Annotated in this window: 23 protein-coding genes; 11 read left to right on the plus strand and 12 right to left on the minus strand. The window is 60.2% G+C overall.

Features of this window, described 5'->3' with window-relative positions; genetic code table 11:
• Positions 1–11: 11 nt before the first annotated feature.
• On the minus strand, positions 12–1,304 hold the full coding sequence (locus AC1DTN_RS13195) for an MFS transporter (RefSeq protein ID WP_477921306.1): 1,293 nt from the start codon (positions 1,302–1,304) through the stop codon (positions 12–14).
• 174 nt (positions 1,305–1,478) lie between these two features.
• Here AC1DTN_RS13195 and AC1DTN_RS13200 point away from each other — a divergent pair, with 174 nt between their 5' ends.
• Positions 1,479–2,744 carry a glycerate kinase type-2 family protein gene (locus AC1DTN_RS13200; protein WP_439017543.1) on the plus strand — a complete coding sequence of 422 codons (1,266 nt, stop codon included), beginning with the start codon at positions 1,479–1,481 and terminating at the stop codon, positions 2,742–2,744.
• Positions 2,745–2,780: 36 nt separating this feature from the next.
• Here AC1DTN_RS13200 and AC1DTN_RS13205 read toward each other — a convergent pair whose 3' ends face one another.
• Complete coding sequence (locus AC1DTN_RS13205; protein WP_477921307.1) at positions 2,781–3,638, minus strand: urea carboxylase-associated family protein; 858 nt, start codon at positions 3,636–3,638, stop codon at positions 2,781–2,783.
• A 145-nt stretch (positions 3,639–3,783) separates the two neighbouring features.
• Between AC1DTN_RS13205 and AC1DTN_RS13210 the strand changes: the two genes are divergently transcribed.
• On the plus strand, positions 3,784–4,653 hold the full coding sequence (locus tag AC1DTN_RS13210) for a LysR substrate-binding domain-containing protein (protein ID WP_477921308.1): 870 nt from the start codon (positions 3,784–3,786) through the stop codon (positions 4,651–4,653).
• 8 nt (positions 4,654–4,661) lie between these two features.
• Here AC1DTN_RS13210 and AC1DTN_RS13215 read toward each other — a convergent pair whose 3' ends face one another.
• Positions 4,662–6,236 (minus strand): diguanylate cyclase domain-containing protein, encoded by a 1,575-nt coding sequence (locus tag AC1DTN_RS13215; RefSeq protein WP_477921310.1) that lies wholly within the window; start codon positions 6,234–6,236, stop codon positions 4,662–4,664.
• Positions 6,237–6,661: 425 nt separating this feature from the next.
• Here AC1DTN_RS13215 and AC1DTN_RS13220 point away from each other — a divergent pair, with 425 nt between their 5' ends.
• The 5 genes from AC1DTN_RS13220 (at position 6,662) to AC1DTN_RS13240 (ending at position 11,880) form a co-directional block, all read left to right on the plus strand.
• Positions 6,662–7,687 carry an ABC transporter substrate-binding protein gene (locus tag AC1DTN_RS13220; RefSeq protein WP_477921312.1) on the plus strand — a complete coding sequence of 342 codons (1,026 nt, stop codon included), beginning with the start codon at positions 6,662–6,664 and terminating at the stop codon, positions 7,685–7,687.
• Positions 7,688–7,728: 41 nt separating this feature from the next.
• Positions 7,729–8,607 carry an ABC transporter permease gene (locus tag AC1DTN_RS13225; protein ID WP_477921313.1) on the plus strand — a complete coding sequence of 293 codons (879 nt, stop codon included), beginning with the start codon at positions 7,729–7,731 and terminating at the stop codon, positions 8,605–8,607.
• Positions 8,583–9,323: an ABC transporter ATP-binding protein gene (locus tag AC1DTN_RS13230; RefSeq protein WP_477921314.1), complete on the plus strand. Its 741-nt coding sequence runs from the start codon at positions 8,583–8,585 to the stop codon at positions 9,321–9,323. Before AC1DTN_RS13225 ends, AC1DTN_RS13230 begins: the two co-directional genes overlap by 25 nt.
• 20 nt (positions 9,324–9,343) lie before the next feature.
• Complete coding sequence (locus tag AC1DTN_RS13235) at positions 9,344–10,720, plus strand: LLM class flavin-dependent oxidoreductase (protein ID WP_477921315.1); 1,377 nt, start codon at positions 9,344–9,346, stop codon at positions 10,718–10,720.
• A gap of 86 nt (positions 10,721–10,806) precedes the next feature.
• Positions 10,807–11,880, plus strand: coding sequence for an LLM class flavin-dependent oxidoreductase (locus AC1DTN_RS13240; protein WP_477921316.1), 1,074 nt, complete (start codon positions 10,807–10,809; stop codon positions 11,878–11,880).
• A gap of 100 nt (positions 11,881–11,980) precedes the next feature.
• Here the strand turns inward: AC1DTN_RS13240 and AC1DTN_RS13245 are convergent, their stop codons facing one another.
• Positions 11,981–13,576, minus strand: a complete 1,596-nt coding sequence (locus tag AC1DTN_RS13245; protein ID WP_477921318.1) for a DHA2 family efflux MFS transporter permease subunit — start codon at positions 13,574–13,576, stop codon at positions 11,981–11,983.
• A gap of 23 nt (positions 13,577–13,599) precedes the next feature.
• Positions 13,600–14,808 carry an HlyD family secretion protein gene (locus AC1DTN_RS13250; RefSeq protein ID WP_477921319.1) on the minus strand — a complete coding sequence of 403 codons (1,209 nt, stop codon included), beginning with the start codon at positions 14,806–14,808 and terminating at the stop codon, positions 13,600–13,602.
• Positions 14,809–14,944: 136 nt separating this feature from the next.
• Between AC1DTN_RS13250 and AC1DTN_RS13255 the strand changes: the two genes are divergently transcribed.
• Together AC1DTN_RS13255 and AC1DTN_RS13260 are read left to right on the plus strand one after the other, a co-directional pair.
• Positions 14,945–15,592 (plus strand): TetR/AcrR family transcriptional regulator, encoded by a 648-nt coding sequence (locus AC1DTN_RS13255; RefSeq protein ID WP_477921320.1) that lies wholly within the window; start codon positions 14,945–14,947, stop codon positions 15,590–15,592.
• A gap of 168 nt (positions 15,593–15,760) precedes the next feature.
• Positions 15,761–15,991 carry a BrnA antitoxin family protein gene (locus AC1DTN_RS13260; RefSeq protein ID WP_442207131.1) on the plus strand — a complete coding sequence of 77 codons (231 nt, stop codon included), beginning with the start codon at positions 15,761–15,763 and terminating at the stop codon, positions 15,989–15,991.
• A gap of 92 nt (positions 15,992–16,083) precedes the next feature.
• Here the strand turns inward: AC1DTN_RS13260 and gfa are convergent, their stop codons facing one another.
• The 5 genes from gfa to hppD all read right to left on the minus strand — a co-directional run bounded on the left by gfa (position 16,084) and on the right by hppD (position 21,314).
• The gene (gfa, locus tag AC1DTN_RS13265) at positions 16,084–16,656 is read right to left on the minus strand and encodes an S-(hydroxymethyl)glutathione synthase (RefSeq protein WP_477921321.1); all 573 of its coding nucleotides are present in this window, start codon (positions 16,654–16,656) and stop codon (positions 16,084–16,086) included.
• Between the two features lie 371 nt (positions 16,657–17,027).
• On the minus strand, positions 17,028–17,702 hold the full coding sequence (maiA, locus tag AC1DTN_RS13270; RefSeq protein WP_477921323.1) for a maleylacetoacetate isomerase: 675 nt from the start codon (positions 17,700–17,702) through the stop codon (positions 17,028–17,030).
• A complete protein-coding gene (locus AC1DTN_RS13275) occupies positions 17,699–18,724 on the minus strand; it encodes a fumarylacetoacetate hydrolase family protein (protein WP_477921324.1) in 1,026 nt (341 codons plus the stop codon). Before AC1DTN_RS13275 ends, maiA begins: the two co-directional genes overlap by 4 nt.
• Positions 18,725–18,773: 49 nt before the next feature.
• Complete coding sequence (hmgA, locus tag AC1DTN_RS13280; RefSeq protein WP_477921325.1) at positions 18,774–20,135, minus strand: homogentisate 1,2-dioxygenase; 1,362 nt, start codon at positions 20,133–20,135, stop codon at positions 18,774–18,776.
• A 69-nt stretch (positions 20,136–20,204) separates the two neighbouring features.
• Positions 20,205–21,314 carry a 4-hydroxyphenylpyruvate dioxygenase gene (gene hppD, locus AC1DTN_RS13285; protein WP_477921326.1) on the minus strand — a complete coding sequence of 370 codons (1,110 nt, stop codon included), beginning with the start codon at positions 21,312–21,314 and terminating at the stop codon, positions 20,205–20,207.
• Positions 21,315–21,441: 127 nt separating this feature from the next.
• Here hppD and AC1DTN_RS13290 point away from each other — a divergent pair, with 127 nt between their 5' ends.
• Positions 21,442–21,942: an Lrp/AsnC family transcriptional regulator gene (locus AC1DTN_RS13290; protein ID WP_477921327.1), complete on the plus strand. Its 501-nt coding sequence runs from the start codon at positions 21,442–21,444 to the stop codon at positions 21,940–21,942.
• 14 nt (positions 21,943–21,956) lie between these two features.
• Here AC1DTN_RS13290 and AC1DTN_RS13295 read toward each other — a convergent pair whose 3' ends face one another.
• The gene (locus AC1DTN_RS13295) at positions 21,957–22,418 is read right to left on the minus strand and encodes an Lrp/AsnC family transcriptional regulator (RefSeq protein WP_113322518.1); all 462 of its coding nucleotides are present in this window, start codon (positions 22,416–22,418) and stop codon (positions 21,957–21,959) included.
• Between the two features lie 119 nt (positions 22,419–22,537).
• Here AC1DTN_RS13295 and AC1DTN_RS13300 point away from each other — a divergent pair, with 119 nt between their 5' ends.
• A complete protein-coding gene (locus AC1DTN_RS13300) occupies positions 22,538–23,329 on the plus strand; it encodes a phenylalanine 4-monooxygenase (RefSeq protein ID WP_477921329.1) in 792 nt (263 codons plus the stop codon).
• Between the two features lie 121 nt (positions 23,330–23,450).
• Here the strand turns inward: AC1DTN_RS13300 and AC1DTN_RS13305 are convergent, their stop codons facing one another.
• The gene (locus tag AC1DTN_RS13305) at positions 23,451–24,476 is read right to left on the minus strand and encodes a substrate-binding domain-containing protein (protein ID WP_113322516.1); all 1,026 of its coding nucleotides are present in this window, start codon (positions 24,474–24,476) and stop codon (positions 23,451–23,453) included.
• Positions 24,477–24,489: the final 13 nt, after the last annotated feature.

Below are 24,489 nucleotides of genomic sequence, written 5' to 3' on the forward strand. Positions count from 1 at the left end.
TTTCTAAGGCCTCAGGCGCCGTGCGGCACGGCATCATGCTCCTTGCGCGCGATCACCGTAGCGACGACAAAGACGAGCAGGGCGCCGACCGCAAGGCAGACAGCCAGAAAGAACATCGGCGCAATCGTACTGCCGGTTTCGTCCTTGATCCAAGGCACGACGTTCTGAGCGACGAAGCCGCCGAGATTGCCGACAGAATTGATGGCTGCCAGGCCCGCCGCAGCACCCGCGCCCTTAAGGAAGCGGGACGGCAGGCTCCAGAAGACCGGCTGTGGTGCGAAGATGCCGGCCGCGGCAATGCAGAGGAAGATAAACTGCAGCGTGTTGTTCGGAACAAGCGCCGAGAGCAGCAGGCAGGCCGCACCGATGAAGGCGGGGATGACGATATAAGGCGTCTTCGCCTTCGCCTTGTCGGCGGCAGTCGGCACCGCCCAGAGCGCAATCGCCACGAGTATCCACGGAATGATGTTGAGCAAACCGTTCACCGTGTTGCTGACGCCGAAGGCTTTCACGATGGTCGGCAGCCAGTAGCTGAGACCATAGGCGGCAAGCGGGAAGGCGATGTAGCAGAGCGCCATCAACAGGACACGAGGGTCGATGAGTGCCCTGAAGCCGTTCTCGGCATTGTGATCCATGCCGGAATTTTCCGACGCTAGGCGGTCTGCCAGCCAGCCCTTCTCCTCATTGCTGAGGAACCTCGCGTTTTCAGGGCGGTCATAGAGGTAGAAGAAGGTAACGACACCAGCAATGACGGCCGGAATGCCTGTCGCCAGAAAGACCCATTGCCAGCCGGCATGGCCGAGGAAGCCGTCGAGATCGAGCAACATGCCTCCAACAGGCGCGCCGACGGCATTGGCAAGTGCGCTGAAGATCATGAAGAGACCCACCATGCGGCCGCGATAATCCGAGGGGAACCAGAGCGTCAAAAGATAGAGGACGCCCGGAAAGAAGCCCGCCTCGCAGACGCCGAGCAGGAAACGCAGGATGTAAAACATTGTCGCATTCTGCGTATAGGAGAGCAGGATGGTAACGATGCCCCAGGATACGAGAATACGGGCGAACCAGACGCGTGCGCCGAACCTGTCGAGGAATAGGTTGCTCGGTACTTCAAAAAGGAAATAGCCGATAAAGAAGAGCGAGGCGCCAAGGCCATAGGCATATTCGCTCATGCCGAGAGCGCCGACCATTTCCAGCTTGGCGAAGCTGACATTCTGACGATCGATATAGGCAATGAGGTAAAGGATTCCGAGGAATGGCATGAGCCGCCAGGTAATCTTCGAGATCAACTGCTGTTCGTTGACCATTGCAAATTCTCCAAATGATTGTTGCTTTTCTCGCCAATAGATAGCCACCTCCGGACGATTATCAATCACACCGAACGGATGGGGACGGCTCCTGCATTGACAAGCGATATGTCGACAGCCATGCCTACAAACGTGGAAGCCATCCTTTCTGCCCGTGTCTCCAGAGAGATCATCATGTCCATGCCCTCCCCCCGCAATTTCCTGACTTCGCTATTTTCAGCCGCCGTGCGCGCCGCCGATCCGCTGACAGGTATTACCGCGCATTTGCCGGAGAGACCTGATGGTAGGACAGTCGTAATCGGCGCCGGCAAGGGGGCCGCGCAGATGGCACGCGCGCTGGAAAGCGTGTGGGATGGACCGCTCGAAGGCGTGGTGGTCACCCGCTATGGCTACGGTTGCGAGACCGATCATATAGAGATCATCGAAGCTGCTCATCCGGTTCCCGATGCCGCCGGCCTTTCCGCCTCCAGACGACTGATGGAAACCGTCGCCGGCCTGGGTGAAAACGATCTCGTCATCGCACTGATCTGCGGCGGCGGCTCGGCGCTCCTGCCTTCCCCACCCGAAGGGCTGACGCTGCAGGACGAGATCCTCCTGAACGAGTTGCTTCTGGCTTCCGGCGCACCGATCTCGGCCATGAACGTCGTGCGCAAACACCTCTCGACCATTAAGGGCGGGCGGCTGGCTGCTGCGACCAAGGCCCGCGTCGTCAGCCTGATCGTCTCGGACATTCCCGGCGACAATCCCGCCCATGTTGCCTCAGGCCCGACCGTTCCCGACGGTTCGACCCGGCACGATGCGCTTCAGATCATCCAGCAGTACAGCCTCAAGCTGCCGCAGGCGGCTATCGATCATCTGAACTCCCCAAAGGCCGATGCGCCACGGCCGGACGATCCGGCCTTTGCCGGCCATGAGCACTACATCATCGCATCGGCCGGCGTATCGCTGGAGGCAGCCGCCGAACTTGCACGTTCGCAGGGAATCACGCCAGCGATCCTGTCGGATTCCGTCGAAGGGGAATCGCGCGACGTGGCGCTGGTACATGCGGCGATCGCTCGCGAGGTCGCCGGCCGCGACCGGCCTTTCACGAAGCCGGCCGTCATTCTCTCCGGCGGGGAGACGACGGTGACACTGCGTGGCAAGGGTGGCAAAGGCGGCCGCAACGGTGAATTCGCGCTGGCGCTCGCATTGGCAATCGACGGGCACTACGCCATCCATGTGCTTGCCGCCGACACCGACGGCATCGACGGCTCGGAAAACAATGCCGGCGCATTTTCCGACGGCAGTACCGTCAAGCGGCTGCGCGCCGCCGGCTTTGACCCGCGCCGGGTGCTCGACGGCAATGACAGCTATTCCGGTTTCAAGGCGATCGGTGACCTCTTCGAAACCGGCCCGACCGGCACCAACGTGAATGATTTCAGGGCAATCCTGATCGTCTGACCACTCTTCGATGAAAGAGCCGTGCGACTTACCGATTTATCGATGCGTCCTCGGATAGAGATTTCGCGCCGGCGACGTCCAGTTGGCGAGTGTCGCGGGATCGGGCTTCCATATCTCGACCTTCAACGGATAGCATGCGGCCATATCGCTGGAATGGCTTGCGGCGCAATCGCCACCCGGGCAGGCCGACAAGGCGCCGAGAAGATCGATCTCGGCGAAGAACTCGATGAAATCTCCGGGCCTGACGGGGCTGGCCTTCATGAAATACTGGTGCGTGTCCCTGGTGAAACCGGTGCACATGAAGACGTTGAGCACGTCATGCACATGCATCTCGGCCTGCTCGAGCGGCATGCCGCTGTCGGCAGCGAGCGCCCGCGTCAGGTTCGAATGGCAGCAATGGTGGTAGTCGCTACCCTTCAGCAATCGGTTCGTATAAGGATCGCAGCGTGTGCCGATGACATCATGAATGCCGGCACCGTCGTCATCCCAGCCATACCAGCCGAGGCTGTCATAGGTGATCGTCGCCATAGGGCGCAGATACGGCAATGTGCTCCAGAGACGATCGCCGACACCGACATGGGTTGCGTGCAGAGCCCGTGTCTTGCCGCTGAAAAACCGTTCGGTGAGATCGGCAGCGTTCCACAGATTGAGGTCACCGACCTGCGGACCGTCGATGCTGACGATGCGAAAGAAATGCCCCTGCGGAACGTGGAAGCTGCTTGCCTCGCGCGGTGGCACGATCACCTCGCTGACCTTCGTCAGCGTTTCGCGGGCGGCCTCGAGCAGACCGAGATCCGCAGACGGCAGCGTTTCGACGGGATAGACCACCACGGGCGGTGCTGACCGCCGCTCGGCTGCGTCAGAAGGAATTGGCACTATCGACTGCTTCGACATCCGGTTAGTTCCGCTCTGCTGGCGATCTTCCGGTGCTGCGCCCGGTGACACACAATAAGTCGCCGAGCACTCTTAGCGAGGTTGCGCCATTGGGCAACCGAGATGTTTCTTGCCCTATGGGCAAGTTTTGCTTAGTCATCCTGACATGAGAAACCTTCCCCTCGCATCACTGCGGGCATTCGAAGCCGCCGCACGCCACGAAAGCTTCGTCCGGGCGGCTGCCGAACTGAACCTGAAACCGGCCGGCATCAGCCAGCACGTGAGGGCGATGGAGAATTGGCTCCGTATCCCCTTGTTTCTGCGGCATAGCCGGGGCGTGACACTGACAGCCGCGGGCAGGGAATTCGGGGCAGCCGTCACGCATGCGTTGGCGCATATCGAAGTCGCCGCCGGGCAGTTGAGGCTGGAAGCAAACAGCCGCCCGGTCGGCGTTGCGTGCATTCCCTCGATGGCAGTGCGATGGCTCATTCCGCAGCTGCCGAGACTGAGAATTGCTTATCCCGATATCAGGATCAACATCGTCTATGCGCTCGATGCCAGGACGCCCGAAGCGGCAGGTGCCGATCTCCTGGTCTGCCACGGCGTGCGACCAGGCCCCAGCGCCATCAAGCTCCTGGATGCAGCAACCAGACCAACCTGTTCTGCGGAATTCCTCGCCCGGCATGGCCCCTTTCACAAGCCAGCTGACCTGCTTGCTTGTGAAATCCTGCACGACGAGACGATCGATGCCTGGGCGCGCTGGTTGTCAGGCGCCGGCATCAATTCCGCGCCGAAGGCCGGACCTGTTTTTGCCGACTTCAATCTCATGATCGGCTCGTTGATCAGCGGCCAGGGTATCGGACTTTGCCCAACCGCACTGATCGCAGAGGAGATCGCGGCTGGTTCACTCGTCTCCCTCTTCGAGAGGGCTTCCGATATGGACAAGGCCTACTGGCTCATCGAGGCAAAGGGCCTCTCGCGCGAGGCAAGAACGTTTCGCGATTGGCTGCTTGCAGCAAGGCAGGACGAGAGCTGACGGACCGATCAGGCTTTGGCCCGCTTCGGAACAGGCAGATCCTGAAGTGTCATGCGCCAGATGTTGCGACCATCGGCCTTGGCGCGATAGAGCGCCCGGTCCGCCTCCTGCATGAGCGCTTCGTGGTCCACTCCATCAGCTGCAGCAATGCCGACGCTGATGCCGAGGCGGATGGCAAGACCATTGATGGTAAAAGGCTGCTCGAACGCGCCGATGCAGCGCTCGGCGAGATCGATGGCTTCGCCTCTTTCTCCCGTCATCAGGATTGCGAATTCATCGCCCCCGAGCCGGGCGACCAAATGACCTCGCGCATGCATCTGCAGCCGATTGGCAACATTTTTCAGCACTTCATCCCCGGCAGCATGGCCAAACGTGTCATTGACGGGCTTGAACCCATCCAGATCCAGACAGCAGATTATGACCTTTTCCCGGTCCTCCGATGCAAGGGCTTTTTCGAGCGCCTTGTAGAATTGCATCCTATTTGGCAGACCTGTGAGAATGTCGTGATGCGCCAAACGATTGGCTWCAGTCTCGGCAAGAATTCTGTCGCTGACATCGGCCACGGTGAGCAGCAGCCGATGCTCGGCCCCTTCGTGGAGCTGACGAACATAGATCAGCACGTGGCGCTCTGATCCGTCCCGCGTCGTCTGTCGCCAGATCGTCCGCGCATCACAGTCACCGTCGAGATGAAGGAGGACTTTCTCGAATGCCTGGAGTTCGCCGTCGACATGCATGTCGCAGGCTCGCTTCGATAGTAGCGTCGCAGGTTGGAAGCCATAGAAATCAACAGCTGCCTGGTTGGCCTGCAGAATGGTAAGACTATCGCCGTCGCACAAAAGCATGGGCATGGGGTTGGCGTTGAACAATTGGCGAAGCCAGTCTTCCCGCTGTTTGAGGCCGGTAATATCAATGCGCATGCCGATCGCGCCGCCGTCGGGCGTGCGCCGATCGTCGTGGCGCAGCCACCGGCCATCCCGCAATTGCTGCTCTTCTTGCGAAACCGGCTGACGAAATTTCTGCATGCGGGCTCTGAACCACGTCTCCTTGTCCTCGACGAGCTCGCGCATCCCGTCGCCGGCGAGACTGGTCCTCAATATATCCTCAAAGGCGACACCGGGCCTGAGATGCTCGGCTATATCGGCGTAAAGCTCGGCGTATTTCTGGTTCCAGAGAACATAGCGGTCGTTGGCGTCGAACACGCAGACCGCCTCCGGCAGCATCTCGATGACATAGCGCAGGCGCAGATTGGCCTCGCGCGCCGCATAACCAGCAGGACGCTTGTCATCCACCGGCTCGAGGAAAGCAGCCGTGACCGTCTCCGTGCCAGTAGGCCAGCTCACGACCTGTACGCGGCATAGCCGACGATGACCAGAATGATCGCTGATGAAGGCAGTGGAGACGCCCGAGAGCAACGGCCATTCCGGCATGAGTTCGGTAATACCCGCGCCGTGAGGCCGGTCTTCAAGGTGGAGGAGATGCCCGGCTTCGGCATTGGCAAAGACGACGTGACCTGTGGTGTCGAGCACGATCACCGCCATCGGACATGCCTCCAGGAATGCAAGGATCTCGGCACCAAGCATCATTAGTCCAACCGTAAAGTCGCTTCAGCAGATCTTTCGGATGTGACTTTAACAGCGGAACGTAAAGGAATGTAACCAAGCCTCACAGTGCGAGCATTTCATACACACTCCGAAGCAAGACAAGGTTTCTCGAAAGTTAACAGAAGATCCTGATGTAATGTTCCACGACGAAATGGCTTGGGTATTGCATTGGCTTCACTGCTCTGACCCCACCACATCACAACGCAAGGCCGCGTCTTCTCGCCTGAGCTGGAAATCGCCACGTGCTCAACAGGCAACACGCGCGTCTGTCACGCCTGTACAATTGGTAGAATTTTTTATGAACCGGCGAACGAAAGAAATAAATAGTCTATAGATTTTATAGAGAATTCGCCACCCTTCGCGTCATCGCTTCCTGACATTGCAACCTCAAACGGGAAACATCAACGATGACATTGGCAAAAACATTGGGAACGGCTGTGCTCAGCCTCATCTCCCTCGGCATGTTCAGCAACGTGGCGGTGGCCGAGACGAGCGCGCCGTTGCTCGACAAGTTGCCGTCGGGAACGGTCCTGACGATCGGCGATCCGGTGACGCAGAAGGCTCTTGAGGTTTCCGGCCTCATCAAGGAACTCACCTTCGAGGTCAAATGGGCCAATCTCAGCGGCGGCCCGCAGACCTCCGAGGCCTTCCGCGCGCACGCTCTCGATGTCGGCTCCGTCGCCGAAATCCCGTCGATCTTCGCAACATGGAACAACCTGCCCGTCCGCAACATCGCCTATCGCGAACGCAAGGACCCCATTGCCAATCCAATCTACCGTTTCGGCATCGCGCCTGGCGTCGACGTCAAGTCGCTCACAGATTTCCGCGGCAAGCGCATCGCCTTCAGCCCCGGCCAGGCCCAGGGCACGCTCGTGCTTCGCGCGCTCCATGCCGCAGGCCTGACGAAGAAAGACGCCACGCTGGTCGAGCTGCCGAGCACCGGCGATGTCTATCCGAAGGCACTTGCCAGCAAGCAGGTCGATATCGCGCCGCTCGGCGGTGTCAATATCCGCCGCTACATCAGCCAGTATGGCTCCGATGGCGCAAGCCTCGTCGAGCACGGCCTGCGTGATGACCCCTCCCATCTCTATGCACCGCAATGGGTGCTGGACGATCCCGCAAAAGCAGCCGCCCTTGCTGAATATGTCCGCCTCTGGGCGCGCGCAACCGAATGGGTCGATCAGAATCCCGAGATCTGGATCAAGGAATATTACATCGGCCAGCAGGGCCTGAGCCGCGAGGATGCCGAATTTCTTATCAAGCTCGCAGGTACCCAGGTCATCCCCGATAGCTGGGCGGACGTGAAGAAGCGCCATCAGGAAACCATCAACCTGTTGGCCAGCGAGCTTGGCTACAAGCCCTTCGACGTCGAACAGATCTTCGACAACCGCTTCGAAAAAATCGCTGCAGGCGCTCTGCCAAGAAGCCAGTGATCGCGCGTGCCGTTCCGTAGCGAAAAGAGGAGATCGCAAGCATGGCAACCACTTGGGATGCAGATAACGTCAAGACATCACGGATATCGTCGCGCGGAAGCGCTGGTGTCACCGCCTCGACAAAACCCGCGGCCTCCCGCGCCCGCCGCAGGCTCGGCCCCGGACGCGAGATACCCTTCGGACTGCAGATCGGTCCGGCACTGCTGGTGCTGGCCTGGGTTGCCGGATCGGCATTGGGGTGGATCGATCCGCGCATTCTCTCGGCGCCCTGGACGGTCGTCGAGGCCTTCGGACGGCTGATCGCCGAGGGCCGCCTGCAGGACAACTTCGTGACGTCTGCGACGCGCGCGCTGCTCGGTCTCAGCATCGGCCTTGTCATCGGCACGGCCCTCGCGGTCATCGCCGGTCTGTCCCGCATCGGCGAGGCGCTGATCGATGGCCCGATCCAGATCAAGCGCGCCATCCCGACGCTGGCGCTGATCCCGCTTTTTATCCTGTGGTTCGGGATTGGTGAAGGCATGAAGGTCACGACCATCGTGCTTGCCGTCATCATCCCCATCTACATCCACACTCACAATGCACTGCGTAGCATCGACAGCCGTTACGTCGAGCTCGCCGAGACGCTGCGCATGAGCCAGAAGGACTTCGTCTTCCAGGTCGTACTGCCCGGCGCCCTGCCCGGTTTCCTTCTCGGTCTGCGCTTTGCCGTCACGCTCTGCTGGGTGTCCCTCGTGGTGGTCGAACAGATCAACTCCACCAGCGGCCTCGGCTACATGATCGATCTTGCCCGAACCTATGGCCAGACCGACGTCATTCTCGTCGGCCTCGTGGTCTATGTGCTTCTCGGCCTCGTCTCGGACGGTCTCGTCCGACTGCTCGAACGGAGGGTCCTGTCATGGCGCCGCACTCTTGCCAATTAAAGCCTGCCGTCCACGTCGCAAATCTCGTGCGGCGTTTTGCGGCAAAGTCGATCCTCGACGGCGTGGATCTCGATATCGGCGAGGGCGAGTTCGTGGCCCTGCTCGGGAAAAGCGGATCAGGCAAGAGCACTTTCCTCAAGGCCCTTGCCGGCCTCGACCACGAGGTCGAGGGAACGGGTACGCTCGTGACGCCGGAAAAACTCTCGGTGGTCTTTCAGGATGCCCGCCTGCTGCCCTGGCGCACGGTCATCCAGAACGTCACGCTCGGTCTGACGGGTGAAACCGGGCAGGAAGCCGGACGCAAGGCGCTCGCCGAAGTCGGTCTCGAAGGACGGGAGACTGCCTGGCCGAACCAGCTTTCCGGCGGTGAGCAGCAGAGGGTGGCGCTCGCCCGCTCACTGGTGCGCGAGCCGGCCCTGCTGCTGGCAGACGAGCCCTTCGGCGCGCTCGATGCGCTGACCCGGCTGAAGATGCATGACCTCTTGCGGGAGCTTTGTGCAAAACACCGCCCCGCCGTTCTCCTCGTCACCCATGATGTCGATGAGGCGATCTCGCTCGCCGACCGGATCCTGGTGCTCGACGAGGGCCGTTTCGTGGAGGATCTGCGCATCGACCTGCCGGCGCCGCGCGATCACGGCGATCCGCGCTTCGCACAGATCCGAACCCGTCTTCTGAGCAGGCTCGGGGTTGATGCCCCCGGCCGCCGCGCCGCCTGAAACCAACGGAGATCGTCATCATGGCTAGTCAGAAAAGACAGATACGGCTTGGCGCATTCATCATGGCAACGGGCCATCATATTGCCGCCTGGCGCCACCCGGACGCGCAAGCCGATGCCGGCTTGAATATCGATCACCATCGCGAACTGGCTCAGACCGCCGAACGCGGCAAGTTCGACCTGGTTTTCGTTGCCGACAGCCCCGCCGGCTGGGAGCGCGCCAAGGATCCGGAAGCATTGCGCCGCACGGCCCAGGGCGCTCATTTCGAGCCAGTGACCCTATGGGCGGCGCTTTCGCAGGTGACGAGCAATATCGGCTTTGTCGCGACTGCCTCCACCACCTACGAGGACCCCTATCTGCTCGCCCGTAAATTCGCCTCGCTCGACTATATTTCCAAGGGGCGTGCGGCCTGGAATGTCGTCACCACAGGCGCCGATGTCTCCAAGAATTTCTCTATCCCGGGCCACCCGGCCCATGCCGACCGTTATGCACGGGCCGGGGAATTCGTCGACCTGGTGAAGGGCTTATGGGATTCCTACGAGGATGATGCCTTCATCCGCGACAAGGAAAGCGGCGTCTACCTCGATCCGGACAAGGTGCATCAGCTCAATCACAAGGGCCAGTTCTTCAGTGTCAGCGGGCCGTTGAATGTCGGACGCCCGGTTCAGGGTTACCCCGTCATCGTCCAGGCCGGCGCATCCGAGCCCGGACGCGAGCTCGCAGCGCGCACCGCCGAGATGATCTTTACCGCCAACCAGACGCTGGAAGACGCTCAGGAATTTTACTCCGACGTCAAAGGACGTCTTGCCCGCTACGGCCGCAGCCCGGACGAGCTACTGATCAGCCCCGGCATTTTCCCGGTGCTCGGCGGCACGGAGGCTGAGGCGAAAGCAAATTACGACTACATCCAGTCGCTCGTTCACCCCTCGGTCGCCTGGAACATCCTGTCGCGGCACTACAAGGGCGTCGATCTCTCCGGTTATTCGCTCGACGATCCTGCCCCGCCGCTTCCTGACAACACCGAGCTCAACAAGAGCCGCCTGAAGCTGGTCACCGATCTGGTCTCCCGCAACAATATGACGCTGCGCGAATTCTATCTGGCGGTCGCGACTGCCCGCGGCCACCGCACGGTGGTCGGCACGCCGGAACAGGTGGCGGACGCGATGCAGGAATGGTTCGACAAGGGTGCCGCCGACGCCTTCAACATCATGCCGCCTGTCCTGCCGACAGGTTTGACGGATTTTGTCGATCAGGTGGTGCCGATCCTGCGCAAGCGCGGTCTTTTCCGGGAAGAGTACGAGGGCACGACACTGCGCGAGAACCTCGGCCTTCGCCGCCCGCCGAATGGCTTGGCACTCAAGGCGCAGCAGGGCGAAGCCGCCCGGGCCGCCGGGTAATACATCACCGCAGAGACACGGGGCAGCCGGGCTCGCAGGGAAACCCGGCTATCCTATCCAATCATAGAGAACCGCAGGCGCATCGCATGAGCAGCAATCCGGAATTCCTCTGGTACATCCCCAATGCCGTCAAACCCGGCCACCGCGGCGATTCAGCAGCAGAAAACCACAATAGCCTGGAAACGCTGACGAGCCATGCCAAGGCACTTGAAGAGCATGGCTGGAAGGGCGCGCTCATCGGCACCGGCTGGGGCCGGCCGGACACCTTTACTCTGGCAACTGCACTTGCCGCACGGACAACAACCTTCGAGCCGCTGATCGCGATCCGCCCCGGCTACTGGCGACCGGCGAATTTCGCATCGGCGGCCGCCTCGCTCGATCATCTCACCGGTGGACGTGTGCGCGTCAACATCGTCTCCGGCAAGGACAATCTGGCCGCCTATGGCGACAGCGAAGGCGATCAGGCGCATCGCTATGGCCGCACCAAGGAATTCATGCGGCTGGTGCGAAAACTATGGACCGAGGAAAACGTCACCTTTGCCGGCGAGCACTTCGGGGTCAGCGAATCCACCGTCGTTCCACGCATCGAGCCGCGCGGCGAGCGCCGCCATCCGAAGCTCTATTTCGGCGGCGCATCGGAAGCGGCCGAGCGCGTCTCGGCCACCGAAGCTGACGTCCAGCTCTTTTGGGGTGAGCCGCTTGATGGCGTGCGGGAACGGATCGATCGCTTGAAGCGGCTGAGCCGCGACCTCGACCGCGACCTGCCGCCGCTTCAATTCGGGCTGAGGATTACGACGCTGGTCCGCGACACGACAGAAGAAGCTTGGGCCGATGCCGAGGCGAAGGTCGCCGAAATGGCAGAAAATAGCGGTGCCGGCTGGCACGACCACCAGCGGGCCGTCGCCGTCGGCCAGCAGCGCCTGCTCGACCTTCATCAGCGCGGTGAAGTGCTCGACGACAATCTTTACACCACGCCCGGCAAATTCGGCGGCGGCGGCGCGGGCACGACCTGGCTGGTCGGCTCCCCCGCAGATGTCGCCCGTTCGCTGCGCAAATACCAGGAGCTCGGCATCACCCATTTCGTTCTGTCCGACACGCCCTATCTTTCGGAGATCAAACGGCAGGGCGCACAGCTGCTGCCCTTGCTGAAGGCGGCATGACGGCGTCTGAAAAGCATATCCCCATCGCCGGTAATCGGTCCGCATGAGACGCAACAAAAAAACGGGCCCGGTGGGCCTGTTTCTGTTTCGACCGGGCGCCTCAATGCGCGCCTGCGCCTCCACCAGCCTGCGGCTTTTTGGTGAAAAGCAAGGCAATTGCTGCCAGCGCCAGCACCACGCCGATGACCGCAAACGTATCGCTGAAGCCCATGATCAGCGCCTGGCGCTTGACGATCTGGCCGAGCGCGACGATCGCCTTCTGCGATGCGACGGCCGGATCGGTAACACCGTGCTGGGTGAAATAAGCTGTGAGCTGGGTCAGGCGATCGCGCACCTCGTCACGGGTCAATGTGATCGACTGACCGATGATGTTGGAGTGGAACTGCTCGCGCTTGGTCAGGATGGTGCCGAGCGAAGCCGTGCCGACCGCACCACCAAGATTGCGCAGCATGTTGGTGAGGCCCGAGGCAGCAGCGGCATCTGCGGGCGCAATGCCGGCTGTGGTGATCGCAGTGATCGGGGTCAGCACCAGGGCCTGGCCGATGGCGCGCACGATATTCGGGATCAAGAACTGGTCACCGGCATTGTTGGCCGAGAGCGTGATGTTCATGAAGCAGCTGATTGCGAAGATCGAGATACCGAGAAAGCCGATATAGCGAGCATCGAAGCGCTTCATCAGAACAGGCACGAGCGGGATCAGCAAGAGCTGTGGCAGACCGGTCCAGGCAAGCACGTTACCGATCTGCTCGGCGTTGTAGCGCTGCACCTGACCGAGATATTGCGGCAGGATATAGACCGTGCCGAAGAGCGCCACACCGACCAGCACGTTGACCAGCACGCCGATGCCGAAATTGCGCTGTGTGAGCAGGCGCAGCTTTACCAGCGGCTTTTTGACGGCCAGCTCGATCCAGATGAAGGCAGCCAGGAAGACGAAGGCCACGATGCCGAGCTTGACGATGAAGGGCGAGGAGAACCAGTCGTCCTTGTTGCCTTCTTCCAGTACGGTCTGCAGCGCCGAAAGGCCGATTGCCATAGTGACGATGCCGGCCCAGTCGCCCTCCTTCAGAAGGTGAAGCTGCATCGGCTGCTTTTCAAGCGTCAGAGCGAGCGCCGCCGCCATGATGAGGCTCGGGATAGTGTTGATGAAGAAGATCGTCTGCCAGCCGTAGTTCTCGGTCAGGTAGCCACCGATCGTCGGGCCGATGGCCGGGGCGAAGGTGACCGACAAGGCAAAGACGGCAAGGCCAAGCGGCTGCTGGCTCTTCGGCAGCTTGGTCAGCACCATGGTGAAGGCCATGGGGATCAGCACGCCGCCGGCAAAGCCCTGCAGGCCGCGCAGCAGGATCATCGTGCCGAGATCATGGGCGAAGGCACAGGCCATCGAAAAGATCGGGAAGAGGATGGAATTGACGAGGATATAGCGGCGGAACGAGAAGACATTGCTGAAATAGGCCGTCAGCGGAATGACGACGATCTCGCCGATCAGATAGGAGGTGGAGATCCAGGCGCCGTTGTCGACGCCTGTGCCAATGCCGCCTTCGATATCAAGGAGGGAGGCATTGGTGATCTGGATATTGAGGATCGCCATGAAGGCGCCGATCATACCGGCGAGAACGGCAATCCAATCCCTTGTGCTGGCCTTGGTGCTGGCGCCCGGCTGCGGGATAGCGCCTGATGTTGTTGCGATACTGGACATGACACGATCTCCTGCCCCTTCGCTTAGTTGCTGGTAGCATCGACCTTAGTGTCGATGCTCGGCTGGACGGACATGCCGGGTCGCAGATCGCCCTTTTCGGCGGCATCTCCGTCAAGCACGATCTTCACCGGGATGCGTTGGACAACCTTGGTGAAGTTGCCGGTGGCGTTGTCGGGCGGCAGCAGCGCAAATTCCTGGCCGCTTGCCGGCGCCAGGCTGTCGACATGGCCGCGATAGGTGCGGCCCGGGAACATGTCGACCTCGATAGCAACAGGCTGGCCGGCATGGACATCGGTCAGCTGTGTCTCCTTGTAATTGGCAACGATATAGGCAGCTGTCGTCGGCACCACTGCCATCAGTTGGGTGCCGGCCTGAACATACTGGCCGACGCGCAGCGTACGGTTACCGACCGTGCCATCGACGGGCGCAACGATCGTCGCATAGGAGAGGTTGAGCTCAGCCTGATGCATGACAGCCTGGTCATGGGCAAGTGTCGCCCTGGCCTGGGCAAGCTCGGCATTCAGTAGCTCGACCTGCTTCGTTGAGGCGTCGAGGGCAGCGCTGTCGCGCACGATCGTAGCCTGAGCGGCGGCGATTGCCGAAGCCGCCTGCTGGGCGGTCTGAACTGGTGCATAACCGTTGGTGGCCAGGTTCGTATAGCGCTTGTTGTTCTGTTCCGCGAAGGTCTCGTTGGCCCGGTCAACGTCGAGCGTGGCGCGAGCGGCGGCGATGGTCGACTGCTGGATATCGAGCGAAGCCTGCTTGGCGTTGACGGTTGCTTCGGCAGCGGCAACATCGGCCTTGGCCTGATCGAGCGCAGTGCGGAAATCTCGATCGTCGATGCGGGCGAGCGGCTGGCCGGCCTTCACCGCCTGATTGTCGGCAACAAGGACCTCCATAAGATAGCCTGAAACCTTCGGGGAAACCGTGGTGCTGTCGGCCTTGACATAGGCATCGTCGGTCGAGACCTCGAAGCGGCCGACCGTCCAGTAATTATGGCCGTAATAGGCGCCGGCGGCGATGATGGCGATGGCGGCACCGCCGATCAGCAGCGAGCGGCCGCCGCGCTTGCGGACCGGTGCCTCTGCAGCAGGCGCGGCAGCAGGCTCGGTGACACGCGGCGTCTTGCCGGCGTCAAGCGTTGCAGGTGTGGCTTCAGCGGTGGTTTCGGTGGCCGGCATATCGTCCGGGACACCGTTGTTGTTCAGAGCATGCAGCTTCGTGACGGACATCGTCTCTCTCCTTGTGGAAGGTCGCTGTCGTCTTGGCCGCGGCCTTGAAATTCGGCTCAAGCCCAATTTAGGAAACTTGATGTTTTCCAAAATATGAGCTAAAAAGGAGAAGTCAACAAGAATTTGGAAAATCGCGATGGTCGAAAATCACAATATCGAGAAAAAGCCGCGCGGCAGGCCGCAGGTACGGTGTGACGAAGATACGCGCGGCGTGCTCATCGAGGCCGCCAATAGGCAGTTCCACGAGAATGGCTATGCCGCGGTCAGCATCGCTGCGATCGCGCAGGAAGCTGGCGTTTCAACCAAGACGCTCTATCGCCTGTTTCCGACGAAGGCAGATCTGTTTTCCGAAATGGTCTCGGATCGCACCGGACGCTTCCTCTTGGCACTCGACCCCGGCACACTGGCGACGGCCGAGCTTCGCCAGGGACTGGAGCGCATGCTGATGGCCTATGGCATGCTGACGCTTTCGCAGGACACGATCACGATTACCCGCCTCGTCATCGGCGAATCCGACCGCTTTCCCGAACTCGCCACCTCGTTTTACGAGAAGGCGATCGTGCGCACCAACACGTCGATGGAAAACTGGCTGCGCCGCCAGGTGGAACACGGGCTGATCAAGCTCGAAGACCCGCACGCCGCCTGCGGCATGCTGCGCGGCATGATGATCATGGAACCCCAGCGCGCCGCCATGCTGCGTCAGCTGCCGGCGCCCGACATTGAAGAGATCGCCGCGAGGGCGAGAATGTGCGCCGATATCTTCCTGAAGGGATGCGCTGCTTAGGGACATGGGACATGCGGGATTGAAGGCGGATTCTCCCTGAGATGGGCGGCAGTTTTCCCACTCTTGAAGATCGCCTCCGGTGTTTCCACTTGACGATGCGACAGATCCTGTCGACAAACCCGGTCTCGAGCTCGAATGGTCGGGCTCGAAAAACAGGAAGAAACGCTCATGCGCACCCCGAGACGCCCCGCTAACCCGCATGAAGCGGCCGAGGCCCTGTTCAAACCTGTCAAGAAACCGGCGACACCGGCCGTCGAGCGGCCCACTCTGCCGAATGTGAAGGAACTTGTAACCTTGAAGCTCGACAGCGAGGTTCTCGCCCACTTCCAGGCCGGCGGCTCAGGTTGGCAGGAGCGTATCAACGACGCGTTGCGGGCAGCCATGACGAACAAGGACTGACCCGCATCCGGGAGAAGGCGCGTCGAGTGCCTTTATCCTGGGGCACCGCCGCGAGAATCGCGACGGTACCGAAAGCGAATTTCCGCGACGTGTCAGGCCGGGAGAACCCCTGCCTTTTTCGCCGTCCAGGTGGCGATCAAGTCCATCAACCCGGGCGACAGGCAATCATAGGGCTCAAGCCCAACCTCCTTGAGACGCGAGCGTACGGCGCCCATCTTCCCGGGGTCGTATCCGCTTTCGATAATGGACGACACGAAGGCGGCAAAGCCGGGTGCTGCCCAGCCTCTTTCCTGGAACCGTTCGGGATGGAGGAAGGAGAGCCCCTGAAAGGCATGATCGCGCTCGACAGGCCCGTACATGTGAACCCCGCAATCCTTGCAGGCATGGCGCTGTATCAGCGCGGACGTGTCGACGACCGCGAGCTTGTTTCCGTTCTCCAGAACCTCGACGTTCGCCGTTGGCGCGACGGCAACTACGGAAAAGACCGCACCCTGCGGCTTCCAGCATTTCGTGCAGCCGCAAGCATGGTTGTGGGCAATATCGCCCTTGACGCGGACTTTGACCGGATTGCTCGCGCAATTGCATACGAGCGTGCCGCCGACAAATGACGCATCGGTCGCCCGGTATCCTGAATCCACGATTGGGTGGATCGCTACATTGTTCATGCGTTGTCTCCTTCCCTTCCTGGGCCGAGGCGGGATGCCGCGGCCAAGCCCTGTGTCATCGCGCAAACCCTCGACTGCCAGCGCGAGAGTTCCTCCTGGGGTGAGTATATCACCACACGGTTGATATCGTCCGCCCCTCTTCTGCTCATGCCACGGGATCAGGTACGATATCCGAGCCCGACTTTAGGGAAGCTCAGCCGGCGGTCGGCGCGATGAGCGCCACGAGAGGCGTCGCGGGTCATTCGGTGATCTCGACCTAACTCAACTGATGCAACAGGATTCAGCCTTGGCCTCGGCACCGGAGAAACATAGCAGCATGTGGTTGAGAAAAGCGGCGGGAAAAGCGGTGGTCGCAATAGGCGTGCGCCGCCTCATCGGTCGTGTTCCCGCGCACTCCAAACGTGCCCTTTGCGTTGAGGTTTCGCGCAGTCAGGATGGGCAGCCTGGAAGGCTGGCAGCTTGGCGCATTTGCCATCGATATCGACGATGCGCTTGAAATCGGTCATGTCCACTCCCCAGCGGCGGGCATTGTAGACCTGAGGAACAAGACAGAGGTCCGCCATCGTCGGTGTATCCCCAAAGCTGAACCCTTTGTCGGCTGGGTCGATCATCGCTTCCAGTTTACGAAGTCCGTCCGTGATGAAATGCTTCATCCATTCCTCGCGGGCGTCGGTCTTGTCCGCTACGGTCATGAGGTGCGCCACGACATGCGTGTTGCATATCGGATGGATGTCCATGGCGACCGCGTATGCGAAGGCGCGCACTTTCTGGCGATCGGCAATATCCGCTGGCAGCAATCCGCATTCCGGCCGAACCTCGGCCAGATACTCGATGATTGCCAGCGACTGGGTCAGAGTTTTCCCGTCGATCACCAATGTCGGCACGAACCCCTGCGGGTTGAGCGCCAGATATTCCGGCTTCTTATGCGCTCCCTCCAACAGGTTGATGGACACTGTTTTGTAGTCGATCGCCAAGAGATTGAGCGCAATGCGGACGCGATAGCTCGCCGATGACCTCCAGTAATCGTAGAGAACGACCTCGTTCATTGCAGCCCGGCTCCCCTGTATCTTTCGACCGTCTGCTCGATCGCCCCGAAGATCGAATGGCCGGCACGATCCTTCATCTCGATGCGGACCTGATCCCCGAACTTCATGAACGGAGTCTTCGGCGATCCGGTCTCGATCGTCTCAATCATCCGTATCTCGGCGATGCATGAGTAGCCGTCTCCTCCGTCTTCGATGGGCTTGCCCGCTCCGCCATCCAGCTTATTGGAAACCGTTCCCGAGCCGATGATCGTTCCGGCCACCAGATTGCGGGTTTTGGCGGCATGGGCGATGAGCTGGCCAAAATCAAACGTCATATCGATGCCCGCATTCGCCTTGCCGAATGCCTTGCCGTTCAAGCTCACAAGCAGCGGCAGACACACCTTGCCGCCGTCCCACGACGCTCCGAGCTCGTCCGGCGTCACCGCGATCGGAGAAAATGCCGATGCCGGCTTGGACTGGAAGAAGCCAAATCCCTTTGCCAACTCGTCCGGTATGAGACCGCGCAGCGACACATCATTGACGAGCATCACCAGACGGATGGCATCGCGCGCTGCTTCAGGACCGGAACCCATAGCAACGTCACCGGCGATGACGGCAACCTCACCCTCCATATCGATCCCATAAGTCTCGTCAGCCACCACGATCGGATCTCGCGGCGCGAGGAAACCGTCCGAACCACCTTGATACATCAGCGGATCGGTCCAGAAGCTCGCCGGCATCTCGGCACCCCGCGCCTTGCGTACCAATTCAACATGGTTGAGATAGGCCGAACCGTCAGCCCATTGGTAGGCCCGCGGCAAGGGCGATGCGGCGTCGTGTTCGTGAAACCGGATCGTCGGCTGGGCACCTGTCTCGATACCTTCGGCAATCTGCGCGAGTCTTGGAGCCACGTGCTGCCAGTCATCGAGAGCCGCCTGCAACGTGCGGGCAATGTGACCGACTTCGGAATAGCGGGTAAGGTCGCGGGAGACGACAACGAGCCGGCCATCTCTCGTGGAGTCTTTCAACGTCGCAAGCTTCATATCCCATTCCTGTGCCAGAGGATGCCTGACCGATCCTCACTTGAGGCCATCACTTGATACCGGGGGTTCCGTCGAACTTGCGTTCCAGGCCGTCCCAGCATTCCAGATAATCATCCTGCAGCGTTTCAAGCTCGGCTGCGTATTTCGTCAATTGCTGCGGGTACCGGGTCTCGAACATGAAGGCCATGGTGTGATCCAGCTTCACCGGCTTGAGCTCGGCATTGGATGCCTTTTCGAAGGCGAGGGCGTCCGGCCCGTGGGCGAGCATCATGTTGTGCAGGCTCATGCCGCCGGGGACGAAGCCCTCCTCCTTGGCGTCATACTGGCCATGGATCAGGCCCATGAACTCGCTCATGATGTTGCGATGGTACCAAGGCGGACGGAACGTGTGCTCGGCCACCAGCCAGCGCGGCGGAAAGATCACGAAATCGACATTCGCCGTGCCCGCATCTTCGGTGGGCGCGGTCAGCACTGAAAAAATCGACGGATCGGGATGATCGAAGCGGATCGCGCCAACAGGAGAAAACGTCCGTAAATCGTATTTGAAGGGGGCGTAGTTGCCGTGCCAAGCGACCACATCGAGCGGCGAATGACCGATATCAGTGACATAGAATTTTCCGCACCACTTCACATGGACGCGGCAAGGCTTTTCCTTGTCCTCGAAAGCGGCGACAGGAGTCTTGAAGTCGCGCGGGTTAGCCAGGCAGTTGGCGCCGATGGGGCCGCGGTCCGGCAGCGTGAACTTCGCGCCGTAATTCTCGCATATGTATCCGCGCCAGACCGCCTGCTCGCCATTACGGAGAACCTTGAACATCATGCCGCGCGGGATGAGGCATATTTCCAGGGGCTCCACGTCCATGATGCCCATTTCGGTGAACACTTGGATGGCGCCGAGCTGCGGCACGATCAGCAGTTCACCATCGGCATTGAAGAAGTAATCATCCACCATGTCCTCATTGAAGGCGTAAGCATGTGCTGACATGCCCACCTGGGTCGTCACATCGCCTGCCGTCGTCATTGTCCGCACCCCTTCGAGAAACGTCAGCTTCTCGGTTGGCGTGGGGATGGGATTCCAGCGAAGCTGCCCCAGGGGAAGCGAATGCTCGTCCAGGCAAGGCGCGGTTTTCCAGAGCGGATAGGACGCATTCGAGAAGCGGCTTGTGTGACGCACGCTCGGGCGAATGCGATAAAGCCAGGACCTTTCATTCGTCCCGCGCGGCGCGGTGAATGGCGAGCCGGAAAGCTGCTCGGCATAAAGACCGTAGTTGCATTTCTGCGGGCTGTTCTGGCCCTGCGGCAAGGCGCCGGGAAGCGACTCCGTTTCGAAATCATTGCCGAACCCCGGCATATATTTCAGCTTGCTTGCCGTCGAGGCTTCACCCTCGGAAGTCTGGATTGATGTCTGGTCCATTGCTCAACTCCTCCCCGGAAACTCTCGGCGTCGCGCGTCCTTTCAGACGCGCGAGGTGGCCCCGAGAGTTTACTCCGCCGCAGTACCGATGACACCACGCTTGATCTGATCGGCCTCGATCGATTCGAAGAGAGCGCGGAAATTGCCTTCGCCGAAGCCSTCGTCGCCCTTGCGYTGGATGAATTCGAAGAAGATGGGTCCAATCACTGTTTTGGAGAAGATCTGGAGCAGGATTTTCGTCATGCCGCCATTCACCACACCTTCGCCATCGATGAGGATGCCATGCTTCTTCATACGGTCGACAGGTTCGCTATGGCCGTTCACGCGTTCATAGGACATGTCGTAATAGGTTTCCGGCGGTCCCGGCATGAAGCGCAGATCATTGTCGGCAAGCCTGTCAGTGGCCTCATAGATATCTTCCGTTCCAACGGCGATGTGCTGAATACCCTCACCCCTGTATTTCTTCAGATATTCCTCGATCTGGCTCGTGTCGTCCTTCGATTCATTCAGCGGGATGCGGATCTTGCCGCAGGGCGACGTGATGGCGCGGCTCACCAGACCGGTAATGCGCCCATCGATATCGAAGAAGTGGATCTGCTTGAAATTGAACAGGTTGCGGTAAAAGTCCCACCACTTGTCCATGTTGCCACGGAAGACGTTGTGCGTCAGATGGTCGAGATAATAGAAACCGATCCCCTGAGGATGCGGGTTAGGCTCGCCGAGCCAATCAAACTCGGCATCGTAGGCCGATCCCTTTGCACCATATGTCTCGACGAAATAGAGCAATGAGCCGCCAATGCCGACAATCGCCGGGACGTCGAGCGCCTTGTCATCCGCTTCATAGGGAACGGCGCCTTTCGACACCGCGTGATCGAAGGCGTGTTTGGCGTCGACGACGCGCCATGCCATCGACGGGGCGCAGGGACCATGATTTGCGACGAAACGCGCGGCATGGCTGCCGGGTTCGGCGTTCAGGACATAGTTGATGTCGCCCTGACGCCAGACGGTGATGTCTTTCGTCTTGTGTTTGGCGACTGGGATGTAGCCCATGCGCGTGAAGAGCTCGCGCAGCTTCTCGGGCTCAGGATGGGCGAATTCGACGAATTCGAATCCGTCGGTGCCGGCCGGGTTGTCGGCGGTAATTTCCGAGGGCGGTGCATCATGCGGAAAAGGGCCCATTTTTTCCTCCTGGGAACTGGACTTCGATATGCAAAGTGTGGCCCAAAACGCATGCAAAGTTCTTGCATTCTTCATGCCAGAGGAAGAGATTATGCACGGTTCGTGAGAATTTTGGAGATTCCGCGCAATGGATGAACAGCTCGACAAATTGGATTTGCGCCTGCTCCAGGAGCTTCAAAAAGACGGCCGTTTGACGAACAATGAGCTGGGGGAGCGGATCGCGCTTTCACCCTCGCAATGCTCGCGCCGGCGGACGAGACTGGAGGCTGAGGGATATATTCGCAGCTACCGGGCCTATCTGGATCAACAGAAGCTAGGCCTGGATATGCTGGTGATCATTTCCGTGACGCTTGCCACCCATAACAGAGACAATGCCCGCAGATTTTCGCAGTTGATCAATGGACTGCCGGAAGTTCTCGAAGCCTATGCGCTGACAGGTGAAATGGACTATCACTTGAAGGTCGCGACCCGCGGGCTCGCGGACCTCTCCAAATTCGTCAACGACGTCCTGTTACCCCACGAGTCGGTGCAGCACGTAAAAACCTCGATCGTGCTCGACACGCTGAAGACATTCGAAGGCTTTCCGATACACATGCCGGGTCATCGGCATGGCGACAGCACGCGGTGATCTGGCACCAAGCGTCAGAGCGGCAGTTCGGTCGAGAATTTCAGCTCCCGCAGCACAAAGCTCGATACGACTGTGCGCACATGCGGATTGCGCATGAGGTAGCGGGTCATGAAGGCTTCGTAGCTTTCCACGTCCCTCGCCCTTATCTTCAGCATGTAGTCGAAAGCGCCTGACAAGGCATAGCACTCCATGATCTCCGGCCGCTCCAGAACCACCGAAGCGAAAGAGGCGACCGCCTCTTCGTGGTGATCCTCCAGCGTCACATGCGCGATCACGCAGAGCTTGAGATCGAGTTTTCCGGGATCGAGTAGTGTCACACGCTTACGGATGACACCGTCGGCTTCCAGTTCCTGGATCTTCCGCCAGGCCGAACTTTGCGACATGCCGACCTTTTCCGCCAGGTCTGCCAGCGAAAGACTGCCGTCGGCTTGGATAAGTTGCAGAAGCTTGCGGCGAAAATTCCCAGGTTCTTTCATTTTCTGTACCACATTTGGGAATATTTGCCATCACTATGGCAATTGGCAGCACGAAAGAAAAGAAAATCCTCAAAATCCGGGGGATAATGGCAGAAACGCTATCCCGGGAGGATCAGAATATGACCAAGGAAAGCAGCTACACCGCCAAACTGCCTGGCTCGGACGGTTTATATGCCTATACCCCTGAGGAAGATGCGATTTGGGGCGAACTCTACCGGCGTCAGATGAAGCTGCTCGCCGATGCGGCCTGCCGCGAATATCTGGATGGCGTGAAAATGCTAGGGCTGAAGCCCGACAAGGTGCCTCAGCTTCTCGATGTGAACAGACGCCTAAACGAGACCACCGGCTTCGGCGTGGAAGGCGTGCCGGCGCTCATTCCGCCCTCTCGCTTTTATGAACTTCTGTCACAAGGCAAATTCCCGCTCGCAACCTTCCTACGCCGTCGCGAGCATATCGACTATATCGAGGAACCGGACCTGTTCCACGAGGTTTTCGGCCATTGCCCGATGCTCACCAACCAGAGCTATGCCAATTTCGTACGGCATTTCGGCGAAACAGCTGTTCGCCTCGGCAAAGGCTATTCTTGGCATCTGTTCCGCATCTTCTGGTTCACCGTCGAGTTCGGCCTGATCAATACGCCGCAGGGCCGCCGCTGCTTCGGCGCAGGGATCGTCTCATCGCCAAGCGAAGCGAAGGCGGCGACGGAAAGCAAGGCATGCGAATTTCGGCCGTTCGATCTGCTGAGCGTGCTCAGGACGCCCTACCGGATCGATATCCTCCAGCCGATCTACTACGTCATCGACAGCTTTGCCGATCTCGAAGCAATCGTGGGGCAGGATATCGAAGGCACGATCCTGAAGGCGAAATCGCTGGGTGATTTCGCCCCCACTTTCGAGGCCAAAGCTTCGTGAATCGCTGACACTATCGCGGCCGGTCCCAACTCGACCTTGTATCCGATGTCGACGCGCGGGCTCCTGGCGATCGCACAAGACAGCGCGATGATGTCAGGAAGGCTTTACAAACGTCAATCGCTCAGGTCCGGGGCGTCCGCACCGGTCCGGTGGACTCGCGCAGGATGAGTTCAACCGGCCACAATTCGTGAATCTCCGTCGGCGAACGCCCGGCCAAAAGCTGCAGGACGAGATCGGCGCATCGCGTACCAGCCGCTCGCATCGACGACCGGGTTGCCGACAGCGAGGGGACCATGTTGTCGGCTGTCAGATACGGAAAGACGTCATCGTGGGCAATGACCGAGACATCGCTGCCGATCTGGAGCCCCAGCGAACGTGCGGCGCGGTAAATACCGAGCGCCGTCATCATCGACCCCGCGACAAACGCGGTCGGCCGCTTCGGCTGCTCGAGAAATGACCGCGCAAAGCGGAAACCGAGCTCGTCGGTGAAATTGCCGTTGGCGATCAGTTGCGGATCGACCTCGATCCCGTGGCTCTGCAAGGCGCTGCGGTAACCGATGTCGCGATGCAGCGCGTAAGTTGCGCCCTCGCGGCCATTGATCATCGCAATCCTCGTATGACCGAGATCGATCAAATGCGAGGTCGCGCGGCGTACAGCCCCTTCATTGTCGATATCGAGCCAGGGGTGCGGCACGTCGATGTCTGAACGGCCATGAACGAGAAACGGCATTCCCAGCTCATGCAGCAGCGCGATGCGCTGGTCATTGGGCCGAGGCGAATGCACGATGATCGCATCCACCCGCTGACTTTCCGCCAGCCGCCTGTAAAGTTGCATCTCGGCATCATATTCGGGATTGGCCATGGGAATGACCAGAATATCGGTGTCTTCCGTGATAAGACGCTCCGCCATGCCGGCCATGAATTCCGCGAAATGAAACTCGCCGGCGCGCCCCATGACGACGCCAATGGCGCCAACCCGGCCGGTCTTCAGTCTGACCGCATTGACGTTCGGCCGGTAGCCCAGCCGCACCGCCTCTTGGACGACGCGGGCGCGCGTCACCTCGCTTACCTCGGGATAGCCACTGAGCGCACGGCTGACGGTCGTTGGAGACAATCCAAGTTGTTTTGCGAACTCTTTGAGTTTCATTGACCGAAATAAC

Source organism: Rhizobium sp. 01T444, assembly GCF_056398305.1.

Excerpts from the sequence above, each read along its gene's own strand:
- AC1DTN_RS13195 (WP_477921306.1), bottom strand. The coding sequence starts at position 1,304 with ATGGTCAACGAACAGCAGTTGATCTCGAAGATTACCTGGCGGCTCATG.
- AC1DTN_RS13200 (WP_439017543.1), top strand. The coding sequence starts at position 1,479 with ATGTCCATGCCCTCCCCCCGCAATTTCCTGACTTCGCTATTTTCAGCC.
- AC1DTN_RS13205 (WP_477921307.1), bottom strand. The coding sequence starts at position 3,638 with ATGTCGAAGCAGTCGATAGTGCCAATTCCTTCTGACGCAGCCGAGCGG.
- AC1DTN_RS13210 (WP_477921308.1), top strand. The coding sequence starts at position 3,784 with ATGAGAAACCTTCCCCTCGCATCACTGCGGGCATTCGAAGCCGCCGCA.
- AC1DTN_RS13220 (WP_477921312.1), top strand. The coding sequence starts at position 6,662 with ATGACATTGGCAAAAACATTGGGAACGGCTGTGCTCAGCCTCATCTCC.
- AC1DTN_RS13225 (WP_477921313.1), top strand. The coding sequence starts at position 7,729 with ATGGCAACCACTTGGGATGCAGATAACGTCAAGACATCACGGATATCG.
- AC1DTN_RS13230 (WP_477921314.1), top strand. The coding sequence starts at position 8,583 with ATGGCGCCGCACTCTTGCCAATTAAAGCCTGCCGTCCACGTCGCAAAT.
- AC1DTN_RS13235 (WP_477921315.1), top strand. The coding sequence starts at position 9,344 with ATGGCTAGTCAGAAAAGACAGATACGGCTTGGCGCATTCATCATGGCA.
- AC1DTN_RS13240 (WP_477921316.1), top strand. The coding sequence starts at position 10,807 with ATGAGCAGCAATCCGGAATTCCTCTGGTACATCCCCAATGCCGTCAAA.
- AC1DTN_RS13245 (WP_477921318.1), bottom strand. The coding sequence starts at position 13,576 with ATGTCCAGTATCGCAACAACATCAGGCGCTATCCCGCAGCCGGGCGCC.
- AC1DTN_RS13250 (WP_477921319.1), bottom strand. The coding sequence starts at position 14,808 with ATGTCCGTCACGAAGCTGCATGCTCTGAACAACAACGGTGTCCCGGAC.
- AC1DTN_RS13255 (WP_477921320.1), top strand. The coding sequence starts at position 14,945 with ATGGTCGAAAATCACAATATCGAGAAAAAGCCGCGCGGCAGGCCGCAG.
- AC1DTN_RS13260 (WP_442207131.1), top strand. The coding sequence starts at position 15,761 with ATGCGCACCCCGAGACGCCCCGCTAACCCGCATGAAGCGGCCGAGGCC.
- gfa (WP_477921321.1), bottom strand. The coding sequence starts at position 16,656 with ATGAACAATGTAGCGATCCACCCAATCGTGGATTCAGGATACCGGGCG.
- maiA (WP_477921323.1), bottom strand. The coding sequence starts at position 17,702 with ATGAACGAGGTCGTTCTCTACGATTACTGGAGGTCATCGGCGAGCTAT.
- AC1DTN_RS13275 (WP_477921324.1), bottom strand. The coding sequence starts at position 18,724 with ATGAAGCTTGCGACGTTGAAAGACTCCACGAGAGATGGCCGGCTCGTT.
- hmgA (WP_477921325.1), bottom strand. The coding sequence starts at position 20,135 with ATGGACCAGACATCAATCCAGACTTCCGAGGGTGAAGCCTCGACGGCA.
- AC1DTN_RS13290 (WP_477921327.1), top strand. The coding sequence starts at position 21,442 with ATGGATGAACAGCTCGACAAATTGGATTTGCGCCTGCTCCAGGAGCTT.
- AC1DTN_RS13295 (WP_113322518.1), bottom strand. The coding sequence starts at position 22,418 with ATGAAAGAACCTGGGAATTTTCGCCGCAAGCTTCTGCAACTTATCCAA.
- AC1DTN_RS13300 (WP_477921329.1), top strand. The coding sequence starts at position 22,538 with ATGACCAAGGAAAGCAGCTACACCGCCAAACTGCCTGGCTCGGACGGT.
- AC1DTN_RS13305 (WP_113322516.1), bottom strand. The coding sequence starts at position 24,476 with ATGAAACTCAAAGAGTTCGCAAAACAACTTGGATTGTCTCCAACGACC.